The following is an 18409-nucleotide window of genomic DNA, read 5'->3' as shown; positions in this document are numbered from 1 at the left end:
TTGATCAGACCTTCCCTAGCTGCGCCCACCCGACGACTGCTCGCTAAGTTTGTTTGCCGCTCCAAGAGCGCAGTGAGCGTGCTGCCCGCGCTCACTTGCGCGCGTACAACCCGAGGAACATCGCCACCGCCGATTCGGCCACCTGCGTCTGTTGCTGCGGCGACAGCGGCGGCTGGCCCAGGGTGATCTGCGGCCAGAACGCAAAGCCCTTCACCAGCGCCTGCAACTGCTGCGCGGCGAATTCCGGCTCCACGCCTGCCAGCCGGCCGTCGGCCAGTGCGGCACGCAGCCAGGTGGTGGTGCCCTCTTCCTTGCTGCCCAGCTGCGACAGCAACTCGCGCGCGCGCGCCGGCGAGTGGATGCCTTCGGCGATGGCCACGCGCGACAGATCGATGAACGCCGGGTCGTCCAACAGCCGCAGCTTCTGTTGCAGCAGGGCGATCAACTGCAGGTGCAGCGGTTGATCGGGCCGATACGCCAGATTGACCGCCTCGGCGCTGCGTTGCCACAGCCCGCGCAAAATCTCCCCGAACAAGGCGTCCTTGCTGGGGGAGTGGTTATAGACCGTGCGTTTGGAAACGCCGGCAGTGGCGGCTACACGGTCCATGCTGGTCGCTTCGAAGCCGTGCTGCCGGAACTCGGCAATGGCGGCCTCGACGATGGCGTTGCGTTTGCGATCGGTCAGGCGCTGGGGCTTGGCCGGAGGGGAGGATGCGGTCGACATCTGCCGATTTTACACCTGGCAGTTTACTTTCAAGAAAATAAAACTACACTGTGCAGTGTAATCTCGCCTGGCGCTGCTGTGATGCGCCGTTGTCATCCCGCCGCCGTTGGTGTGTAGGAAGCTGGCTGTACGTCCCGTCCATGCCGATCCTTACGCCAGGTGTACCGAGTGCTTGCTGCATCGCCGTTGCCTGATCGCTCGTACTTCTTCTGCTCTCCCACGTCTTGCTCGGACTTCCCATGGCTCCCCCACGTCTTTCCCCCTACGCCGATTCGCCACAGTTTCGCGCTGGCCGCTTCCGTAATGCGATGCCGTTGCCGACCACCGTCATGACCCTGCGCGAGCAGCTCGGCCTGATGTGGGCCATGGTGTTCGGCAAGCCCCGCACCACGGTGCCCGCCGCGCCCTTGCCGGTGCAGCCGCTGACACGCGCGCAACTGCTGGCCGCCCCGGATCGCAGCCTGTACCGGCTGGGTCATTCCACGCTGCTGATGAAGCTGGCGGGCGGGCTGTGGCTGACCGACCCGGCATTTTCCAAACGCGCCTCGCCGGTGCCGTTCGCCGGGCCCAAGCGCTTCCACGCCGCACCGATTGCGCTGGACGCGCTGCCGCCGCTGGCCGGGGTGATCCTGTCGCATGACCACTACGACCATCTCGACCGCGCCACCATCCGCGCGCTGGCCGACCGTGTCGGCGTGTTTGTCGCCCCGTTGGGCGTGGGCGACCTGCTGGTGCGCTGGGGCGTGGACCCGGCCAAGGTACGGCAGTTGGATTGGTGGGAGTCGATCAGCATCGCCGGCCTGCAGCTCACCGCCACCCCATCGCAACATTTTTCCGGCCGCGGGCTGTTCGACAACGGGCGCAGGCTGTGGTGTTCGTGGGTGATCCAGGCAGGCGACCTGCGCCTGTTCTTCAGCGGCGACGGCGGCTATGGCCCGCACTTCAAGACCATCGGCGAGCGGCTCGGGCCCTTCGATGTCGCATTGATCGAAAACGGCGCCTACGACCACATGTGGCCGCACGTGCACATGCAGCCGGAGCAGACCTTGCAGGCCTTCTTCGACATCGGCGGGCATACCTTGTTGCCTATCCACAACGGCACCTTCGACCTGGCCTTGCATGCTTGGTCCGAGCCGTTCGAGCGCATCGTCGCGTTGGCGGCGGCCGCAAACGTTCCGCTGGCCATCCCGCAGATGGGCGAACGGGTGAACGCGCACCGCCCGGACACCGATCAACGCTGGTGGCGCACGCTGCCCGACACTCTGGTACTTGCGTCATGAACGGCTGGACGCTAGCCGATCTGCCATCGCAGCGGGGACGAGTGGCCATCGTCACCGGCGCCAGTCCAGGCGGACTGGGGTACGAAACCGCGCTGGCCCTGGCCGGTGCCCATGTCGTGCTGACCGCACGCAACCCCGACAAGGGCGAAGCGGCACGCCGGGCGCTGCTTGCGCGCCATCCGGAGGCCGAGGTATGTGTGGAGGCGCTGGACCTGGCGCGTTTTGCGTCAGTTCGCGCATTTGCCAAGCGGCTGGCCACGCGCCATGCTGCGGTGGATCTGCTGATCAACAACGCCGGCGTGATGGCGCCCCCGCAACGGCAAACCACCGCCGACGGGATGGAGCTGCAACTGGGCAGCAACTACCTGGGACATTTTGCGCTGACCGCGCAGGTACTTCCTTTGCTGCGTGCTGCGTCGGCACCGCGTGTGGTCAACTTGTCGAGCCTGGCGCATCGCCAGGCGCGCATCGATTTCGACGATCTGCAGAGCGAACGCTCATACCGCCCGTGGAAAGCCTATGGGCAATCCAAGCTGGCAATGCTGATGTTCAGCCTGGAATTGCAGCGCCGCAGCAACACGCATGGCTGGGGCGTGCGTGCGATCGCCGCGCACCCGGGAATCGCACAGACCGCCTTGATCGCCAACGGGCCGGACGGCGCAGGCCGACGCAGCGCGAGCGGCGTGGCCACCGGGCTGTTCACCCGCTGCATCGGCCATTCGGCAAGCGCGGGCGCGCTACCGACGCTGTATGCGGCGACGTCTCCGCAGGCACAGGCCGGGGGCTATTACGGACCAAACGGCCTGTTCGAGCTGAAAGGCGATCCGGCGCCTGCCAAGATCGCCCACCAGGCGCATGACCAGCAGGTGGCGGCACGCTTGTGGGATACCGCGTGTGCGCTGACGGGCGTGGCGTCCTAATCGCGCCCTGATGACGCCAGCCACGCAGTGCGTAATCGTCTCTGCGCTGCGCTGAGCCAGTGAAGCCAGCACAGCGGCTGCACTTTCGGAGACGTTGCGATGGCGTCCTGACAGGGTGCCCTGCGCTGCATCCGGCATGCTCGCGAATGCGAGAAAGGTTGCCAGGTCCGCAAACGAAAACGGGATGGCCGATGGCCACCCCGTCTCGATCTGCATGCACGATACCCGTGCAGCATGTCGCCGCAGCGCGGCGCTTACTCGGTCAATCCACGGTTTTCCAGCAGCGCCTTGACGCTGGGGTCCTTGCCGCGGAAATCGCGATACAACGTGGCCAGATCGACAGTATTGCCGCGCGAGAGGATCTTGGCGCGGAAGGTATCGCCGTTCTTGCGGGTCAGGCCACCGTTGTCCTTGAACCATTCGAACGCATCGTCGTCGAGCACTTCCGACCAGAAGTACGCGTAGTACCCGGCCGAATAACCGCCGCCCCAGATGTGATCGAAATAACTGCTGCGGTAGCGCGGCGGCACTTCGGCCAGATCCACCTTGAAGCGCTTCAAGGCATCGGCTTCGAACTTGCTCACGTCCTGCAGCGGCGCATCGGCCGGCTGGGTATGCCAGGCCAGATCCAGCAGCGCTGCCGACAGGTATTCAGTGGTGGCGTAGCCGCTGTTGAAGGTCTTGGCCTTCTTGATCTTTTCCACCAGCTCGGCCGGCATCGCTGCGCCGGTCTGGTAGTGCTTGGCGTAGTTGGCGAAGACCTTCGGATCGGACGCCCAGTGCTCGTTGAACTGCGAGGGGAATTCCACGAAGTCGCGCGAAGTGCTGGTGCCGGCAATCGAGGGGTACTTCACCTTGGAGAACATGCCGTGCAGCGCATGGCCGAACTCATGGAACAAGGTGGTGACGTCGTCGAAGCTCAGCAACGCCGGCTGGCCGGCGGCCGGCTTGGTGAAGTTGCACACGTTGTAGACCACCGGCTTGGCGCCGGTCAGGCCGTCCTGCTCGACGAACACGTCCATCCACGCGCCACCGGACTTGCTGTCGCGCTTGAAGTAGTCGGTGTAGAACAGCGCCATCGAGGTGCCGTCGGCATCGAACACCTCGTACACCTTCATATCGGCGTGATAGGTCGGGATGTCGGTGCGCTGCTTGAACGTGATGCCGTATAGCTGCGTGGCGGCGTAGAACACGCCGTTCTGCAGCACGTTGTCCAGTTCGAAATACGGCTTGATCTGGGATTCGTCCAGGTCGTACTTGGCCTTGCGCACCTGCTCGGCGTAGACGTCCCAATCGGAGGCGGCGAGTTTGAAGCCGCCTTTCTGCGCGTCGATGACCTTCTGCATCTCGGCCGCTTCGCGGCGTGCCTTGGCAGTGGCAGCCGGCACGGTGTCGGTCAGCAGCTTGAGCGCGGCATCTGGCGTCTTGGCCATCTGGTCGCCCAGGCTGTAGGCGGCGTAGTTGTCGAAGCCGAGCAACTTGGCCTTTTGCGCGCGCAGCTGCGCCAGCCGCTGGATGGTCTGGCGGGTATCGTTGGCATCGCCCTTTTCCGCGCGCGTTTCAGAGGCCTTCAATACCTCGGCACGCAGCTCGCGATTTTTCAGCGACGCCAGCACCGGCTGCTGGGTGGTGTTCTGCAGGGTGAGCAGATACTTGCCATCGAGCTTGCGGGCCTTGGCGGCATCGGCCGCGGCGGCGATATCGCCTTCGCTCAGGCCATCGAGCTTGGCCTTGTCGTCCACCACCACCGCGCCGGCAGCCGAGGCGGCGACCAGGCGGGTATGGAACTGCGTGGAGAGGGTGGTTTCTTCCACGTTGAGCTTGCGCAGGCTGTCCTTGTCGGCATCGGACAACTGCGCGCCGGCGCGTACCAGCTCTTCGTAGTCGCGCTCGACCAGACGCTTCTGCTCCGGATCCAGATTCAGCGTGTCGCGCTGGTCGTAGATGGTTTTGACGCGTGCGAACAGTTTGGGGTCGAGATTGATCTCGTCCTGATGCGCGGCCAGCTTGGGCGCGATCTCTTCCTGGATCTTCTGGCGTGCGTCGCTGGTATCGGCCTGCACCAGCCCGAAGAAGATGCGCGACACGCGCGTGAGCGTTTCGCCGCCGCGCTCCATCGCTTCGATGGTGTTGTCGAAGGTCGGCGCTTCCGGGTTATCGGCGATCTTGCGGATGTCGGCCAGATGCTGGCGCATGCCTTCTTCGAACGCCGGCAGGTAATCGGCGTCCTGGATCTTGTCGAACGGCGGCGCCTGGAACGGCAACGTGCTGGCGGTCAGCAAGGGGTTGGATGCAGCATCGGCGGCAGGAGCCGGGGCAGTTTTCTCGGGCACGGTGGTGGACTCCTGGCCAGACGACTCTTTTCCAGAACAAGCAGCCAGTGCCAGGGTGATGGCAGCGGCCAGAACGACGGTACGCGACATGGCGTGTGATTCCTGAGTGGGTAGTGCAGCCAGGCACGCTAGCGGGTTTCGCGACCGCTGGCATGTGCCGTTGGATTGGGTGGAAGGCCGCGGTTGGGGATGGCGGCGTTACAACGTCTCGTCCTTGAAAATCGCCACATGCGCGGTGCCGTCGGCGCCGATCCAGCCGCGGTACATGCCCTCGGTAGTGAATGGAAACGCCAGGTTGCCCTGTGCATCCAGCGCGATGGCGCCGCCGTCCCCGCCGGCCTTCGGGATCTGCTGGTCGATCACGGTCTCGGCGGCCTGCTGCAGCGATTGCCCGGCGTATTTCATGCGCGCACAGATGTCGTAGGCAGCGACGGCGCGGATGTAGAACTCGCCCCAGCCGGTGCCGGACACCGCGCATTGGCTGTTGGCATAGGTGCCGGCCCCGATGATCGGCGCATCGCCGACCCGGCCATAGCGCTTGTTGGTCATGCCGCCGGTGGAGGTACCGGCAGCCAGATGGCCGTCGCGGTCCAGCGCCAGCGCGCCGACGGTGCCGAAATGCTTGGCGGTCTCCAGATCCAGCTCGGCCTGCGCCTGGCGGTCGCCGGCCTCGGCCTTGAGCGCTTTCTGCAGCTGCTGCCAGCGCTTGTCGGTGCGGAAATAGCCCGGGTCCACCAGGGTGATGCCCTGCTCGCGCGCGAACGCTTCAGCGCCGTCGCCGACCAGCATCACGTGCTTGGAGCGGTCCATCACGCTGCGTGCCAGCAGGATCGGGTTCTTGACCGTGTGCACGCCGGCAATCGCACCGGCCTTGCCGCTGGCGCCATCCATGATGGCCGCATCCAGTTCGTTCTTGCCGTCATGGGTGAACACCGCACCGCGGCCCGCGTTTAACTGCGGCGCATCCTCCAGCACGGTGATGGTGGCGGCCACTGCATCCACTGCACTGCCGCCATGTTGCAGCACCGCGTGCCCGGCACGCAGTGCGCGTTGCATCGCCTCGCGCGCCTGCGCCTGCTCGTCCCTGGAAAGGCTGGATTTCTCCACGCCCGCGCCACCGTGGATGACCAGCATCGGCGTGGCTGCAAGCACAGGGCCGGCGATGAGCAGCAGAGAGAGCGACAGGCATAACGCGCGTGCGGACTTAGCGATCATGAAGTTCCTTGATGGAGTGAATGTTTCACGTCAGGCGGACCGGATTTACCAAGCAACGCCGGCCATCCTTCAACCGCGCGCCACACCATTCACAACGTATCGCGATGCTTGCCACGCCATGGCCGGTACCAGGTGCGAATGGCGGCGATATCGGCGGCCATGTCGTTACCGGTCCAGAACGGCTCGCCGATGCCCACGGTCTTGCTGGGGTAGTCGAAATACACCGGCAGGATCGGCACCTTGGAATCGGAGGCGATCTTCCAGAAGCCGGCCTTCCAGTTCTCCACGCGCTTGCGTGTGCCTTCGGGTGTGATCACGTACCACATCTGCTCGGAGTTGCGGATCAATCGCACCGCCTGGCCAATGGTGCCCTGCGGCGAGCTGCGGTCCAGCGGGATGGCGCCGAGCCTGCGCAACAGCGGACCCAGCGGCCACCAGAACAACTGCGATTTGCCGAGCACGCGCACGTCGAAGCCGAGCGCGAACTTGGCCGCAAATCCCACAAACCCGTCCCAGTTGGACGAATGCGGGGCCACGATCATGACCAGCTTGGGCTCGTCGGGCAGCCGCCCGAGCAGGCGCCAGCCGGTCACGCGCAAGGCGGTACGGCCCAGCCAGCGGATGAAGCGGCCATGCGCGCGCGGCATCCGGGGCGGAGATGGCTGCAGCAGGATGTTGGCCTGTGTTACCGGTGGCAACGACGGGTCGGCTTGACTCACGCTTACTCCCAGTGGGACGCCGAGCGTCCACGCTTGATTTGGCTGCGTTCCCGCTTGGCATCCAGCCGCCGCAGCTTGGCACCATGACTCGGTTTGGTGGCGACCCGGCGCTTGGGCACCGACAGGCACGCACTGATGATTTCGACCAGTCGCTCGCGCGCATCGTCGCGGTTGCGGTCCTGGGTCCGGAAGCGTTGCGCGTCGATCACCAGCACGCCGTCGGCAGTCATGCGGCGGTCGCGTCGCGACAGCAACCGCGCCCGCAACGGCTCGGGCAGCGACGGCGACCCCGCCACGTCGAAACGCAGCTCCACCGCGGTGGACACCTTGTTGACGTTCTGCCCGCCCGCGCCGCTGGCACGCACGAAGCGCTCGACGAGTTCGCTGGGCGGAATCGTCAGGCTGGGGGTGATCTGGATCGGGTCGCTGGCCATGAGCGCCGATTGTATCGGCAGCGGCGTGGACGCGCGCGCGAACGCCGGCTTCCCGTATGCTGCGGCCGGTCCCCCGTTTGCAGGATGCTCCGATGACACCTACTTGTTCGCTCGCTGCCGCGCGCGCCCTTGCCCGCCGGCTGCTGCTGTCGGCCCTGCTGGCCGTGGCCGCCCCGGCCGCGTGGGCGCAAGCGCCCAGCGATGCCGACATCAACCGCCTGCTGGCCGCTTCGCGGGCGCAGACCATGCTGGATACGATGCTGCCGCAGATCGAAGCGATGCAGCAGCAGCAATTCGCACAGCTCACCGCACAGCGCCAGCTCGACGCCGACCAACAGGCGCAGCTGCAGCGCATCCAGGAACGTACCCGCCAGACCGTGCGCAAGGCGCTGTCGTGGTCGGAACTGCGGCCGATGTATGTGGATATCTACAAGCGCTCGTTCTCGCGCGAGGACGTGCTGGCCATGGCCGAGTTCTACGAGAGCTCGGCCGGCCAAAGCCTGCTCGACAAGACTCCCGCCCTGACCCAGAACCTGATGGGCGCCATCCAGCAAAGGATGCTGCCGCTGTTTGCCGACCTGCAGAAGGATCTGGAGAAGATCGTCAACGAACCTGCGCCGGCCAAGAAGCCCTGAGAGGCGGGATCGAGATTGGGAGTGGGAACCGCGTGATCGCTGCGACGGGGGTGGGTGCGAGTGCAGGCGGGTGTGGGATTGGATTGCGTTGCTGGTGACGGCGGTGCGTTACCTTTTCGGTGACGGAAGAACGCGATGCGTCCTTCTCCCCGCGGGGGAGCGCCTGTGACAAGCACGCCCCCATCCGCCCTTCGGGCACCTTCCCCCGCAAGCGGGGGAAGGAAGCAGCACGGGCAGGCGAGCATTGGGCGTCGCGCTCGAGCGCCTCTCCCGCCCGCGCACTCAACCCCCTCTCCTGCCCGCGGAGAGGAGTTGGGGTGAGGGGACGCTGGCGCAGATGTCTAGCAGACTGAATGAACATCTCGATCTGCGAACCAGGCACACCACATCACGCCGTCTGCATGAGTCCCAACCCCGCCATCTCCCACCCAAACAACGCGCAGGCCTTGGAAAATTCGACATCCAGCGGCGCGGTGACGCCGATGCGCCTGCCATCGGCCGGATGCGGAAATTCCAGGCGTTCGGCGTGCAGCAACATGCGGTGGATGCCGAGCATGCGGAAACTGCGGTTGTGGCGGCCGTCGCCGTGGCTGGTGTCGCCGATCATGTGATGCGACAGATGCTTCATATGCCGGCGAATCTGCCGGAAGCGGCCGGTCTGCGGCTGACAGCGCAGCAGTGCGTAGCGCGAGGTGGTGAACCCGGTGGAAGGAATCTCCAGCTCGCCGGTGGCCAGACGCTGGAAATGCGTCACTGCCGGCTTCTTGACCGGCTTGCCCGGACCGCCGTCCAGGTCATGGTCGACGATGAAGCGCTCCTCGGCCGGCCAGCCGCGACAGACGGTGAGGTACTGTTTCTCCACCTCGCCGGCCATCAAGGCCTTGCCCAGCGCACTGGCGCTGTCGCGATCGAAGGCCAACAGCAGGCAGCCGCTGGTGGCGCGGTCGAGCCGGTGCACCAAAAAGATCGGCTTGCCCAGCTGCTCGCGCAGGCGGTCGGCCAGGAAGTCGTCCTCTCCACGCGCCAGCTTGCTGTCATGGACCATTAGGCCGGCGGGTTTGTCGACGACGGCCAGGACATCGTCCTGGTAGAGGATCTGCAACTGTTTGGGGGATATGCTCACCGGCCGATTATCCGCATCGCCGACACCGCATGCCACTGCATCGCCGCGCTGCCGGCAGCGAACAAACGACTGTGCGTTGCCAGGCCACGCGCACGGCCACGGCTGCGGCCCGCACCGCTCGTACGGTGCGGTTGCTGCGTGCTACCACGCAGCTGATGCCTGCCCGCTGTGTGGGTGGCTGCTTCGCATCTCACGCGACCGAACCACGCCAGCGTCAGCGCGGGCGATGCACGTAGCGCGGCGTGTTGCATCGTTCAACGCCAACAGATGGACTACCAGCCGCGCGCTCAGTAGGGCGTGCCGTCCTTGTGCCGGTACGCGCGCTGCCCATCCGCCATCGGGACCAGCATCAGGTCATCGTCCGGATAGGTCACGCAATCGCCGGGGCTGCGGTCACCCACTTCCAGGTACGTCACCACCGCCTCGCTGCGATTGATCAGGCAATGCGTATCGCCATCACCGGCGCGGAAGCCAACGCACATGCCCGGCTGCAGCAATTGCTCGCCGGCGTTGGTGATCAGGCTGGGCGCGCCGCTGACGATGTAGACGAATTCGTCCTGCTGCGAATGCCCGTGCCGCAGCGCCGAGCGCGCATCCGGCGCCAGCGTGGTCAGGTTGACGCCGAAGTTGCGCAGCCCGAACACCTCGCCCAGTGCGCGCTTCTGGCGGCCGCCCATCTGCGCGGCGAACACCGGCGGATAGCTGGAATGTTGCGTGCGCGGTGGGGCGTCCAGCGCAGCAATCGCGGCAACCGGTGTGCTTGCGTCCACGGCATCGGTTGCGTCGGGCATGGTCGTCTCCTATCGCCGCAACCAGGCGACCAGCAGCGCGGCCGAACCGGCGCCGCCGCTGATCCAGCTCCACACCGGCACCGTGCCCAGGTACCAGCCATCCGGATGTAGGCCGTACAGCACGGCAGCAACCACCAGTAACCCGCTGCCGGTGATGGCGGTCACCACGCGGGTTTGCAGCTTGCGCAGGCTCAGGTCCAGGGCAAGCAGTTCGGGCGAGCGGATGCCGATCTGATGGCGGCCTTCCACCTGCTGCTTCAGCCAGCTGTGCACCAGCCGCGGCATGTCCGGCGCATGGGTCATGATCTCCGGCAAACGCTTGCCCAGTTCGCGCAGCACACGGCGCGGGCTGTAACGCTCGCGCAGGATGCGTTCGAGCACCGGTCGCGCCACCGCCCAGATATCCAGCCTGGGGTCGAGCTGCCGGCCCACGCCTTCGATATTGAGTAGCGTTTTCTGCAGCAGGATCAGCTGCGGCTGCAACGTCAACTCATAGCGCTGCGCCACGCGGAACAATTTGATCAGCACCTGCGCCAGTGAAATCTCCGATAGCGGGCGGGTGAAATACGGCTCGCACACCGAGCGCGCTGCCGCTTCCAGTTCGTCGATGCGCACGTTGCTGGGCATCCAGCCAGCCTCCACGTGCAACTCGGCCATGCGGCGGTAATCCTTGTGGAAGATCGCCATGAAGTTCTCGGCCAGGTAGTACTGATCTTCCTGCGAGAGCTGGCCCATGATGCCGAAATCCAGCGCGATGAAGCGCGGATTGAGCCGGCGTTCCGGATCCGAATCGACCCAGATGTTGCCGGCGTGCGCATCGGCGTGGAAGAAGTTGTCGCGAAATACCTGGGTGTAGAACACGCGCACGCCCTTGGCCGCGAGCGCCTTGCGATCGATGCCGGCCGCGTCGAGCTTGGCGATGTCGTCGGACGGAATGCCGTACACGCGCTCCAGCGTGAGCGCGCGCTCGGCGGTGTGCGACCAGATCACTTCCGGCACGTACAGATCGTCCGAGCCTTCCCAGAACCGGCGCAACACGCTGGCGTTGGCGCCTTCGCGCTGCAGATCCAGTTCGGCGGCCAGCGTGCCTTCGATCTCGGCCACCACTTCGCGCGGCCGGATCTTGTCCGCACGCGGGTGGGTGCGCTCGACCAGGGTGGCCAGCGAGTGCAGCAACGCGATATCGGCATCGATCTGGCGCTCGATCTCCGGGCGCAGCACCTTGACCACCACTTCGCGGCGCACGCCGTTGGCATCGGGCGGCAACGTGGCTGCATGCACCTGCGCAATGGACGCCGAGGCCAGCGGCACGGTATCGAAACTTGCAAACGCCACGCTCACCGGCAGGCCGAGTGCGGCTTCGACGATCAGACGCGCGGCCTGGCCATCGAATGGCTTGACCCGGTCCTGCAGCAAGGTGAGTTCCTCGGCCACGTCGGCCGGAATCAGATCGCGTCGGGTGGACAGAATCTGCCCGAACTTGACGAAGATCGGCCCCAGCTCCTGCAGCGCCAGGCGCAGCCGCGCACCGCGCGATTGCGCGGCGATTTCGGCGCTGGCACGCGGCACGAAGGGTTTGGCCAAACGCAGCCAGCGCTCGGCCGGGGCGCCTTCCAGCAAGGCGTCCAGGCGGTAGCGCAGGATCACCCGGCCGATGCGGCTTGCCCGCAGGATCGCCTTCATGCCGCGCCTCCGTTCGTGCGCAGGCGGCTCACGCGCGCGGCCAGCCGTTCGACGTCATCGCGTAGTTCGTCCACGTCGTCGTGGAAAGCCTCAAGCTCGGCGCGCGGCACCACATCGCGCGATTCTTCGGTGACGAATTCGGCTGCGCTCTGCGCCAGATCCACTGCACTGCGCCGTGCCTGCTGCAGCGCTGCGCGCACCGCACCGGCAATCTGCACGCCCAGAATGTCGCCGAACACCGAAACGAACGGCAACTGCCAATCCGGGTCGAAGCGGCCAGCCAGTTGCTGCAGCTGGCGCGCCAGTTCGGCATCGCCGGAAACCTTGAGCCGACCGGCCGGCGCGCCGGTGCGACGTGCGTTGGCCAGCAGCGGCAGTTGCCCGAGCAAGCCGGCCAGGCTGCTGCGCACCGCCAGGTCGGGTTCCTGTGCCTGATCGACCGGGCCGACCAGCAACCGGCGCTCGTGCACGCGAATCTGCAGGGCCAGCGCGGGCGCCTCCAGGGTCAGCGCGATGCGCTGGCCTTCCAGCGGCAGCAGGGCGTCGCGGGTATCCGGGTCCAGCGCCAGCGCACGGTTGAGCGCTGCCTGCAGGGCCTGGCCGGCGAGCGGCTTGAGGGAATTGAAGAGTGATCCGGGCATGGGCGCATTCTACCGCCCCTGCATGTCGCAGCTGCCTGACGGCGGCGTGCACGTGTGCCGGCTGCCGGTGTGGCGATCGTGCGGTCGTTGCAAGGGTGCGTCGCCGGGCAAGGTAGGGCATTGACAGGCGCATTGGGCACGCCGGCGTTGTTTGCCATGGCTGGCTGCAGCAAGACTTCCTTCAGCGCATACGCCACAGGCATCCTGTCCACTTCGAATGGCAGGAGCAGGCAATGCGCATGATTCGGGTCGGCCTCATCTTCGGTGGCAAATCGGCCGAGCACGAGGTTTCGTTGCAATCGGCGCGCAATATCCTGGATGCGCTGGACCCGCAACGCTTCGAGCCGGTGCTGATCGGTATCGACAAGCAAGGCCAGTGGCACGTCAACGACCCCGACAGCTTCCTGCTGCATGCCGACGACCCGGTGCGCATCGCGCTGCATCGTAGCGGTCGCGGCGTGGCGCTGCTGCCGGGCGCGCAACAGCAGCAGGTGCGCCCGATCCAGCCGGAGCAGGCACTGGCGCAGATCGATGTGGTGTTTCCCATCGTGCACGGCACCCTGGGCGAAGACGGCTCGCTGCAGGGGCTGCTGCGCATGGCCAACCTGCCGTTCGTCGGCTCCGGCGTACTCGGCTCGGCGGTCGCGATGGACAAGGACATGGCAAAGCGCGTGTTGCGCGATGCCGGGCTGGCGGTGGCGCCGTTCGCCTGCTTCAACCGCCACACCGCCGCAATGGCCGATGTGGATGCGTTGATCGCGCAGTTGGGCTTGCCACTGTTCGTCAAACCGGCCAACCAGGGCTCGTCGGTCGGCGTCAGCCAGGTGCGCAGCGCCGACCAGTTCGCCGCTGCACTCGCCCTGGCCTTGGCCTACGACCACAAGGTGCTGGTGGAAGCAGCCATTGCCGGGCGCGAAATCGAATGTGCCGTGCTGGGCAACGATGCGCCCCAAGCGAGCGTCTGTGGCGAAGTGGTGGTGCACGATGCGTTCTATTCGTACGAAACCAAATACATCAGCGAACACGGTGCGGAGATCGTGATCCCGGCTGACATCGATGCGCAGACCCAGCAGCGCATCCAGCAAGTCGCGGTGCAGGCCTATCAGGCACTGGACTGTGCAGGCATGGCACGCGTGGACGTGTTCCTGTGCGCCGATGGACGCATCGTGATCAACGAGGTCAACACGCTGCCGGGCTTCACCCGCATCAGCATGTATCCGAAATTGTGGCAGGCAAGCGGGCTGGACTATCAAAGTCTGATCACGCGGTTGATCGAGCTCGCACTACAGCGACATGCCGAGGACCAGTTGCTGCGCAGTGCGGTCCAACCGCAGTGATGGCGCTGCCGCCACGACGTGCCATACCGCCGCACAACCACGACGCGGCGCTTGCACTTGATAACGCCGATGCCACCGCTTGTCTTTGCTCGATTTCGATGGCCTCGCCGCGTTGCTGGCAATGGCCTGGCACCTCCGTATCGCCGCGCCGGCTGACGGCTTGCTGCTCGCGCTGGATCAGGATGCGATGTGCCACTGCGAACTTCGCGTGGACGGCCGATCGCGTTGCACGCTTCGTGGAAGTCGAACGCATCGTGATCGCCGCACCGCACGTCGGCGCGGTCTTGCCACGCAGTTGCATGGCGAACTCATCCGTCAGTCGCGTGCAGCAGGACAGCGGCTGCTGGTGTGCAAGGTCGATCCGAGGCCTGCCAAAGCCGCCTCCAGCGCGCTGCATCGGTAACCGGAATTTGCTGCGATCGGCGATGCCGTGCTGGCCAATGGCAAGCACGTGCGGTCCAAGGGAAAACAGCGGTAATCAGCCAAGATCCGGGCACTTGCCGCCACAACGCACAGGGCCCGCGTCCTTGCGGAAGCGGGCCCTGTGAGCGCCAACCGGCAGCGCCGCTGCCGTGACGTATCGCAGCAAAGCGTTATACCTTGCCGCGACGGAACATCGAGATCACTGCCAGGATCAGGAACACCACGAACAGGATCCAGGCGATGTTGGTCGCCGCACCGGCGATACCGCTAAAGCCCAGCACAGCAGCGATGATGGCGATGACGAAAAAGATGATGGCGTAATGCAGCATGGCAAGGTATCCAAAAGTTGTCGTGCCGAATCGGCGCAGACGTATCTTGTGGATATGCCGGTCTTTATACGGTGATGGCGATGTCGTTGGAAGATGAGGATCGCAGCCGTTGCAGGCCTTCTTCGATGCTGACGCGCGGTACATAGCCGAAGTCGCGACGTGCCGGCTCCATGCTGTACCAATGCGGCGTACACAGCTGTTCCACCAGAAAACGGGTCAACGGCACCTCGCCTGGCAGACGCAACAGTGGCCATAGCGTTTCGCACACCGCACCGATACGGTACGCGGTGTTGAACGACAACGAACGCGTGACTGCCGGCGCACCCACCGCAGCCAGCAGGCGATTGAGCAACTCGCGCATCGGCAGCGGTTCGCCATTGGAAATGAAGTACGCCTTGCCTGCGCAGGCAGCGCCCACGGCAAGGTGCTCGAACGCATCGAAATGCGCCTGCGCGGCGTTGTCGATGTACGTGCTGTCGACCAGATTGCTGCCATCGCCGACCATGCGCAGCCGCCCGGCACGCGCACGCGCTGCCAGGCGCGGTAGCAAATGATTGTCGCCCGGCCCCCAGATCAGGCGCGGTCGCAGTGCCACTGTCGCCAACTGGGCGCCGTTGGCGGCCAGTACTGCACGTTCGGCGATGGCCTTGGTCGCCGCGTAGGCGGCGCGCAGATTGTCGCCATACGGCACTTCATCGGCACCGAGTCCTTCCACCGGGTTGGTGGCGCGATGGGTGACGCTGGGCGTGGAGGTATAGATCAACCGCGGCACGCCATTGGCGCGACAGGCCTCGATCACGTTCTGCGTGCCCACCACATTGGCCTGGTGATAGCTGTCGTAACTGCCCCAGGCGCCGGCCTTGGCGGCATTGTGGAACACCGCATCGATCCCGGCGAAGGCATGCCGCACCGCCTGCGGGTCGGCCAGGTCGCCGCGGATCTGGCTCACGCCCAGCTGTTGCAGCACCGGGTAATCGCCGCGCTGGAAGCTCACCACCTCGTGCCCACGCGCGCGCAGGCCGCGGCACAACGCCTGGCCAAGAAAGCCGCCACCACCGGTCACCAATACCTTCATCGCACCACACCTCGCCTCTGAGGGACGACACCATAGCCGGCCATACCCGCCTTGGCGATCTTGCCTCGACACGTGGCCATGCAATCTGCCGCAGGCGACCCGAAGCGACCAATGCACACTGCGCCTAATGTCCGGCGCGGTGTGGAGTGCTCGGAATCGATCGCTCGCGCACTGCGATTTCTCAGAGCGATTTTTTGAGCGCGCCATCCACGCCCGCCCACCACTGCGCGCGCCCTGTGGTCAGCCGCTCTTCTGCAGCTGCTGCGCTGCCCACACCGCCAGCGTTTCGCGGCCGATCTTGGCGTTATGGCGGATATCCACCGGAAAGCCCGGATGGCACAGGAAATCGGCGATGCCGGCGGTGAGCGGATGCGCTGCAGCGGTACTGCGCAGCTGCTGCCTGAAGTCCTCCTGCTCCATCGGGCTGGACATCCAGGCGTAGGCGTCCGGTTCGTAGCACAGCACCGGACGCTGCCGGCCCCTCTCGCCCACGCCCACCAGCGCGCTGCGCCCCATCCCGGGTAACGCATTGAAGATCTGCTCCACCTGCTCGGTGTACATCGGGCCTTGTGCGGTTTCCACGCGCTGGGTCTTGCGCCCGCAGAACCACAAGCGTCCTTCGGCATCGAAATACCCCACATCGCCCATGCGGTGCACGATGCGCTCGCTGCCATCGCCGCAACGTTCGCGGATCTTGGCGATGCGCGTGGCCGCATCACGGTTGAAATAAGTGTCGGTGGCGGTGGGGCCGGCAACGGTGATCTCGCCGACCTCGCCCGTCGCCAGCTCGCGCACGCCGCTCCAGTCAGCAATGGCCGCATCGTCGATCGCAATAATGCGCACCTGGTTGGGCGGCACGACATGGCCTACGCAGGTGCCGGCACCGGCTTCCGTGGCGCTGCGCGTCGCTTCCAGGGTGCGGCCTTCGATCGCGGCCACCGGCAGGCACTCGGTGGCGCCGTACGGGGTCCAGAACTGCGCATCGGCCGGCAGCAGCGCGCGGATCTTGGCCACCACATCCGGCGGCACCGGCGCACCGGCCGAAGTGGCCAGGCGCACGTTGGGAAGCGGCTGGCCATGATCGGCCAGCACGCGCATCAATGCAGGCGAACCGAACAACTGGGTGACGCCAAAGCGCGCGATCGCATCATGCAACTTGCGCGGGTCGGCGCTGCCCGGGCGCGTCGGGTCCATGTCCGGAATCACCGAGGTCAGCCCCAGCGCGGGGTCGAACAAGGCAAACGGCGGGAACGTCGGCAAGTCCACGCCGCCGGGCTGCATACCGAAGGCATTGCGCAGCAATTCGATCTGCCCGACAAAATGCCGGTGCCGGTAGACCACGCCCTTGGGCACGCCGGTGGAGCCGCTGGTGAACAGGATCGCCGCCACATCGTCGGGCGCGGTGTCGGCCAACTGGCTGCCTGCGCCGGCGCCATCGCGCTCTACACGTGCCAGCGTGACTCCGCCCCAGCCGTAAGGTCCGCCGACGGTGACGATCTGCTTTGCCGAGCGCGCCCAGCGCAGCAACCGGCGTGCCAGCTGCGCCAGCGCAATGCCGATAAACGCCTGCGGCTGCGCTTCGTCCAGACATTGCTTGAGCGCTCGCTTGTCGATGCCCGGGTCCACCAGCACCGGCACCGCACCGGCCTTGAACAAGGCAAACATCAGCAGGAAGAATTCCGGCGACGGCCGCACCATCACCACCGCACGCGCGCCGCGCCCGATGCCGTGGCGTGCCAGTCCGGCGGCAATCGCATCGCTGCGCGTATCCAGCTCGGCATAGCTCAAGGTCACATCGTAGGCAGCAAACCCGTTGACACCGCGACCGCCCGGGCAGCGGATGGCGATCTGGTCGGGGCGCTCGCGCGCCAGTTGCGGCAGGGTGGCCGCGATATTGCAGAGGGTCGTCATTGGCGCATTATCACCCATGCACCAATGCCGCCGGCCGCCTGCAGGCTACTTGCAGGCAACGCGTGGCGCAGGGGGGAGGCAGGCGCGGCTCACCATCGCGCGGCGCCCATGCCGCATCGATGCGCGGCAGTGGCCGATCAAATCGTCGCAATAGATTCTCAGCGCATGCCAGAGCGCGACGGCACGCGTGCAGCCCCGCGTCCCCAGGCATGGCGGCGCACATCTGAATCGCTAACCGGCCACCGCAGCACGCTACTTGTATCGCGGCGCGGTTCGGTCAAAATGCCGCGCTTCCCACGCGATTTCGCCGCGCCAGGCCCGGCATTCCATGGCACACCCCTGCCTTACCTGCGGCGCCTGCTGCGCCTATTTCCGCGTCAGTTTCCATTGGAGCGAGGCCGATCCTGCATTGGGCGGCAGGGTGCCGATCGAGCTGACCGAGGCGCTACGCACGCATGAGCGGGTGATGCGCGGCACCTCCCAATCGCAGCCGCGCTGCATCGCACTGGACGCCGACATCGGGCGCTACAGCCGCTGCAGCATCCACGACCGCCGCCCGTCGTCCTGCGCGGCCGTGCCGGCCTCGCTGGAATTCGGGCAGCGCAGTGCGCAATGCGACAAATCGCGCCTGGCGCACGGCCTGCACGCGCTGACCGATGCCGATTGGGTCGGCGTGGACGACGCGCAACGCAATCCGCTGCCGCCGGTATAACACCGTAGCGCAGCACCTGTGTCGTGCTCGCAACAGCGTCGGCAGGCAGCTGGCCGAGATCTCCTGCACGCTGCATCGGATGTCGATGCAGTCATTGCAGTCATTGCGTGCGGTGAGCTGACGT

Annotated in this window: 17 protein-coding genes and 3 pseudogenes; 6 read left to right on the top strand and 14 right to left on the bottom strand. The window is 65.9% G+C overall.

Annotated features, from left to right (window positions below; translation table 11 throughout):
• Positions 1–91 precede the first annotated feature (91 nt).
• Positions 92–724: a TetR/AcrR family transcriptional regulator gene (locus J7360_RS02250; RefSeq protein ID WP_209033162.1), complete on the bottom strand. Its 633-nt coding sequence runs from the start codon at positions 722–724 to the stop codon at positions 92–94.
• Between the two features lie 9 nt (positions 725–733).
• Positions 734–965: pseudogene (locus J7360_RS02245) on the bottom strand (hypothetical protein).
• On the opposite strand from J7360_RS02245, the gene J7360_RS02240 reads away from it, so the two are divergent.
• Positions 964–2004: an MBL fold metallo-hydrolase gene (locus J7360_RS02240; RefSeq protein ID WP_057660084.1), complete on the top strand. Its 1041-nt coding sequence runs from the start codon at positions 964–966 to the stop codon at positions 2002–2004. The pseudogene J7360_RS02245 and the gene J7360_RS02240 sit on opposite strands and share 2 nt — an antisense overlap.
• The gene (locus J7360_RS02235) at positions 2001–2924 is read left to right on the top strand and encodes an oxidoreductase (RefSeq protein ID WP_209033160.1); all 924 of its coding nucleotides are present in this window, start codon (positions 2001–2003) and stop codon (positions 2922–2924) included. The genes J7360_RS02240 and J7360_RS02235 overlap by 4 nt, the downstream gene beginning before the upstream one ends.
• 254 nt (positions 2925–3178) lie before the next feature.
• Here the strand turns inward: J7360_RS02235 and dcp are convergent, their stop codons facing one another.
• The 4 genes from dcp to arfB all read right to left on the bottom strand — a co-directional run bounded on the left by dcp (position 3179) and on the right by arfB (position 7625).
• Positions 3179–5347 carry a peptidyl-dipeptidase Dcp gene (gene dcp / locus J7360_RS02230; RefSeq protein ID WP_057660088.1) on the bottom strand — a complete coding sequence of 723 codons (2169 nt, stop codon included), beginning with the start codon at positions 5345–5347 and terminating at the stop codon, positions 3179–3181.
• A gap of 108 nt (positions 5348–5455) precedes the next feature.
• On the bottom strand, positions 5456–6472 hold the full coding sequence (locus J7360_RS02225; protein ID WP_057660090.1) for an isoaspartyl peptidase/L-asparaginase: 1017 nt from the start codon (positions 6470–6472) through the stop codon (positions 5456–5458).
• 89 nt (positions 6473–6561) lie between these two features.
• Complete coding sequence (locus J7360_RS02220) at positions 6562–7191, bottom strand: lysophosphatidylcholine acyltransferase (RefSeq protein WP_005912266.1); 630 nt, start codon at positions 7189–7191, stop codon at positions 6562–6564.
• A 2-nt stretch (positions 7192–7193) separates the two neighbouring features.
• Entirely contained in the window at positions 7194–7625 is a 432-nt protein-coding gene (gene arfB / locus J7360_RS02215; protein WP_005912264.1) for an alternative ribosome rescue aminoacyl-tRNA hydrolase ArfB, read from the bottom strand.
• A 56-nt stretch (positions 7626–7681) separates the two neighbouring features.
• Here arfB and J7360_RS02210 point away from each other — a divergent pair, with 56 nt between their 5' ends.
• Positions 7682–8260, top strand: coding sequence for a DUF2059 domain-containing protein (locus J7360_RS02210; RefSeq protein WP_007966404.1), 579 nt, complete (start codon positions 7682–7684; stop codon positions 8258–8260).
• Between the two features lie 388 nt (positions 8261–8648).
• On the opposite strand, the gene J7360_RS02205 is transcribed toward J7360_RS02210, so the two are convergent.
• From J7360_RS02205 to J7360_RS02190, 4 genes are all read right to left on the bottom strand, one after another.
• Entirely contained in the window at positions 8649–9419 is a 771-nt protein-coding gene (locus tag J7360_RS02205; RefSeq protein WP_033481076.1) for a pseudouridine synthase, read from the bottom strand.
• 251 nt (positions 9420–9670) lie between these two features.
• Positions 9671–10174, bottom strand: coding sequence for a cupin domain-containing protein (locus tag J7360_RS02200; RefSeq protein WP_057660093.1), 504 nt, complete (start codon positions 10172–10174; stop codon positions 9671–9673).
• A 9-nt stretch (positions 10175–10183) separates the two neighbouring features.
• Positions 10184–11857 (bottom strand): ubiquinone biosynthesis regulatory protein kinase UbiB, encoded by a 1674-nt coding sequence (gene ubiB, locus J7360_RS02195; protein ID WP_057660095.1) that lies wholly within the window; start codon positions 11855–11857, stop codon positions 10184–10186.
• Complete coding sequence (locus J7360_RS02190) at positions 11854–12498, bottom strand: SCP2 sterol-binding domain-containing protein (RefSeq protein WP_007966395.1); 645 nt, start codon at positions 12496–12498, stop codon at positions 11854–11856. The genes ubiB and J7360_RS02190 overlap by 4 nt, the downstream gene beginning before the upstream one ends.
• 233 nt (positions 12499–12731) lie before the next feature.
• Here J7360_RS02190 and ddlA point away from each other — a divergent pair, with 233 nt between their 5' ends.
• Complete coding sequence (gene ddlA / locus J7360_RS02185) at positions 12732–13835, top strand: D-alanine--D-alanine ligase (RefSeq protein ID WP_057660097.1); 1104 nt, start codon at positions 12732–12734, stop codon at positions 13833–13835.
• Positions 13836–13898: 63 nt separating this feature from the next.
• Here ddlA and J7360_RS02180 read toward each other — a convergent pair.
• Positions 13899–14088, bottom strand: a pseudogene (locus J7360_RS02180) (hypothetical protein); the annotation flags it as partial.
• Here J7360_RS02180 and J7360_RS02175 point away from each other — a divergent pair.
• A pseudogene (locus J7360_RS02175) lies at positions 14072–14313 on the top strand (acetyltransferase). The pseudogenes J7360_RS02180 and J7360_RS02175 sit on opposite strands and share 17 nt — an antisense overlap.
• A gap of 115 nt (positions 14314–14428) precedes the next feature.
• On the opposite strand, the gene J7360_RS02170 reads toward J7360_RS02175, so the two are convergent.
• From J7360_RS02170 to oleC, 3 genes are all read right to left on the bottom strand, one after another.
• Entirely contained in the window at positions 14429–14587 is a 159-nt protein-coding gene (locus J7360_RS02170) for a DUF1328 domain-containing protein (protein WP_003468167.1), read from the bottom strand.
• A gap of 64 nt (positions 14588–14651) precedes the next feature.
• A complete protein-coding gene (gene oleD, locus J7360_RS02165; protein WP_057660099.1) occupies positions 14652–15662 on the bottom strand; it encodes a 2-alkyl-3-oxoalkanoate reductase in 1011 nt (336 codons plus the stop codon).
• A 240-nt stretch (positions 15663–15902) separates the two neighbouring features.
• A complete protein-coding gene (gene oleC / locus J7360_RS02160; RefSeq protein ID WP_057660101.1) occupies positions 15903–17573 on the bottom strand; it encodes an olefin beta-lactone synthetase in 1671 nt (556 codons plus the stop codon).
• A 328-nt stretch (positions 17574–17901) separates the two neighbouring features.
• On the opposite strand from oleC, the gene J7360_RS02155 reads away from it, so the two are divergent.
• Complete coding sequence (locus tag J7360_RS02155) at positions 17902–18285, top strand: YkgJ family cysteine cluster protein (protein ID WP_005928616.1); 384 nt, start codon at positions 17902–17904, stop codon at positions 18283–18285.
• Positions 18286–18409 lie beyond the last annotated feature (124 nt).

This window comes from Xanthomonas sp. D-99 (assembly GCF_017746145.1).
GTDB lineage: Bacteria > Pseudomonadota > Gammaproteobacteria > Xanthomonadales > Xanthomonadaceae > Xanthomonas > Xanthomonas cissicola.
The sequence above is the reverse complement of the archived record's forward strand: the minus strand, read 5'-3'. Positions and strand labels throughout refer to the sequence as shown.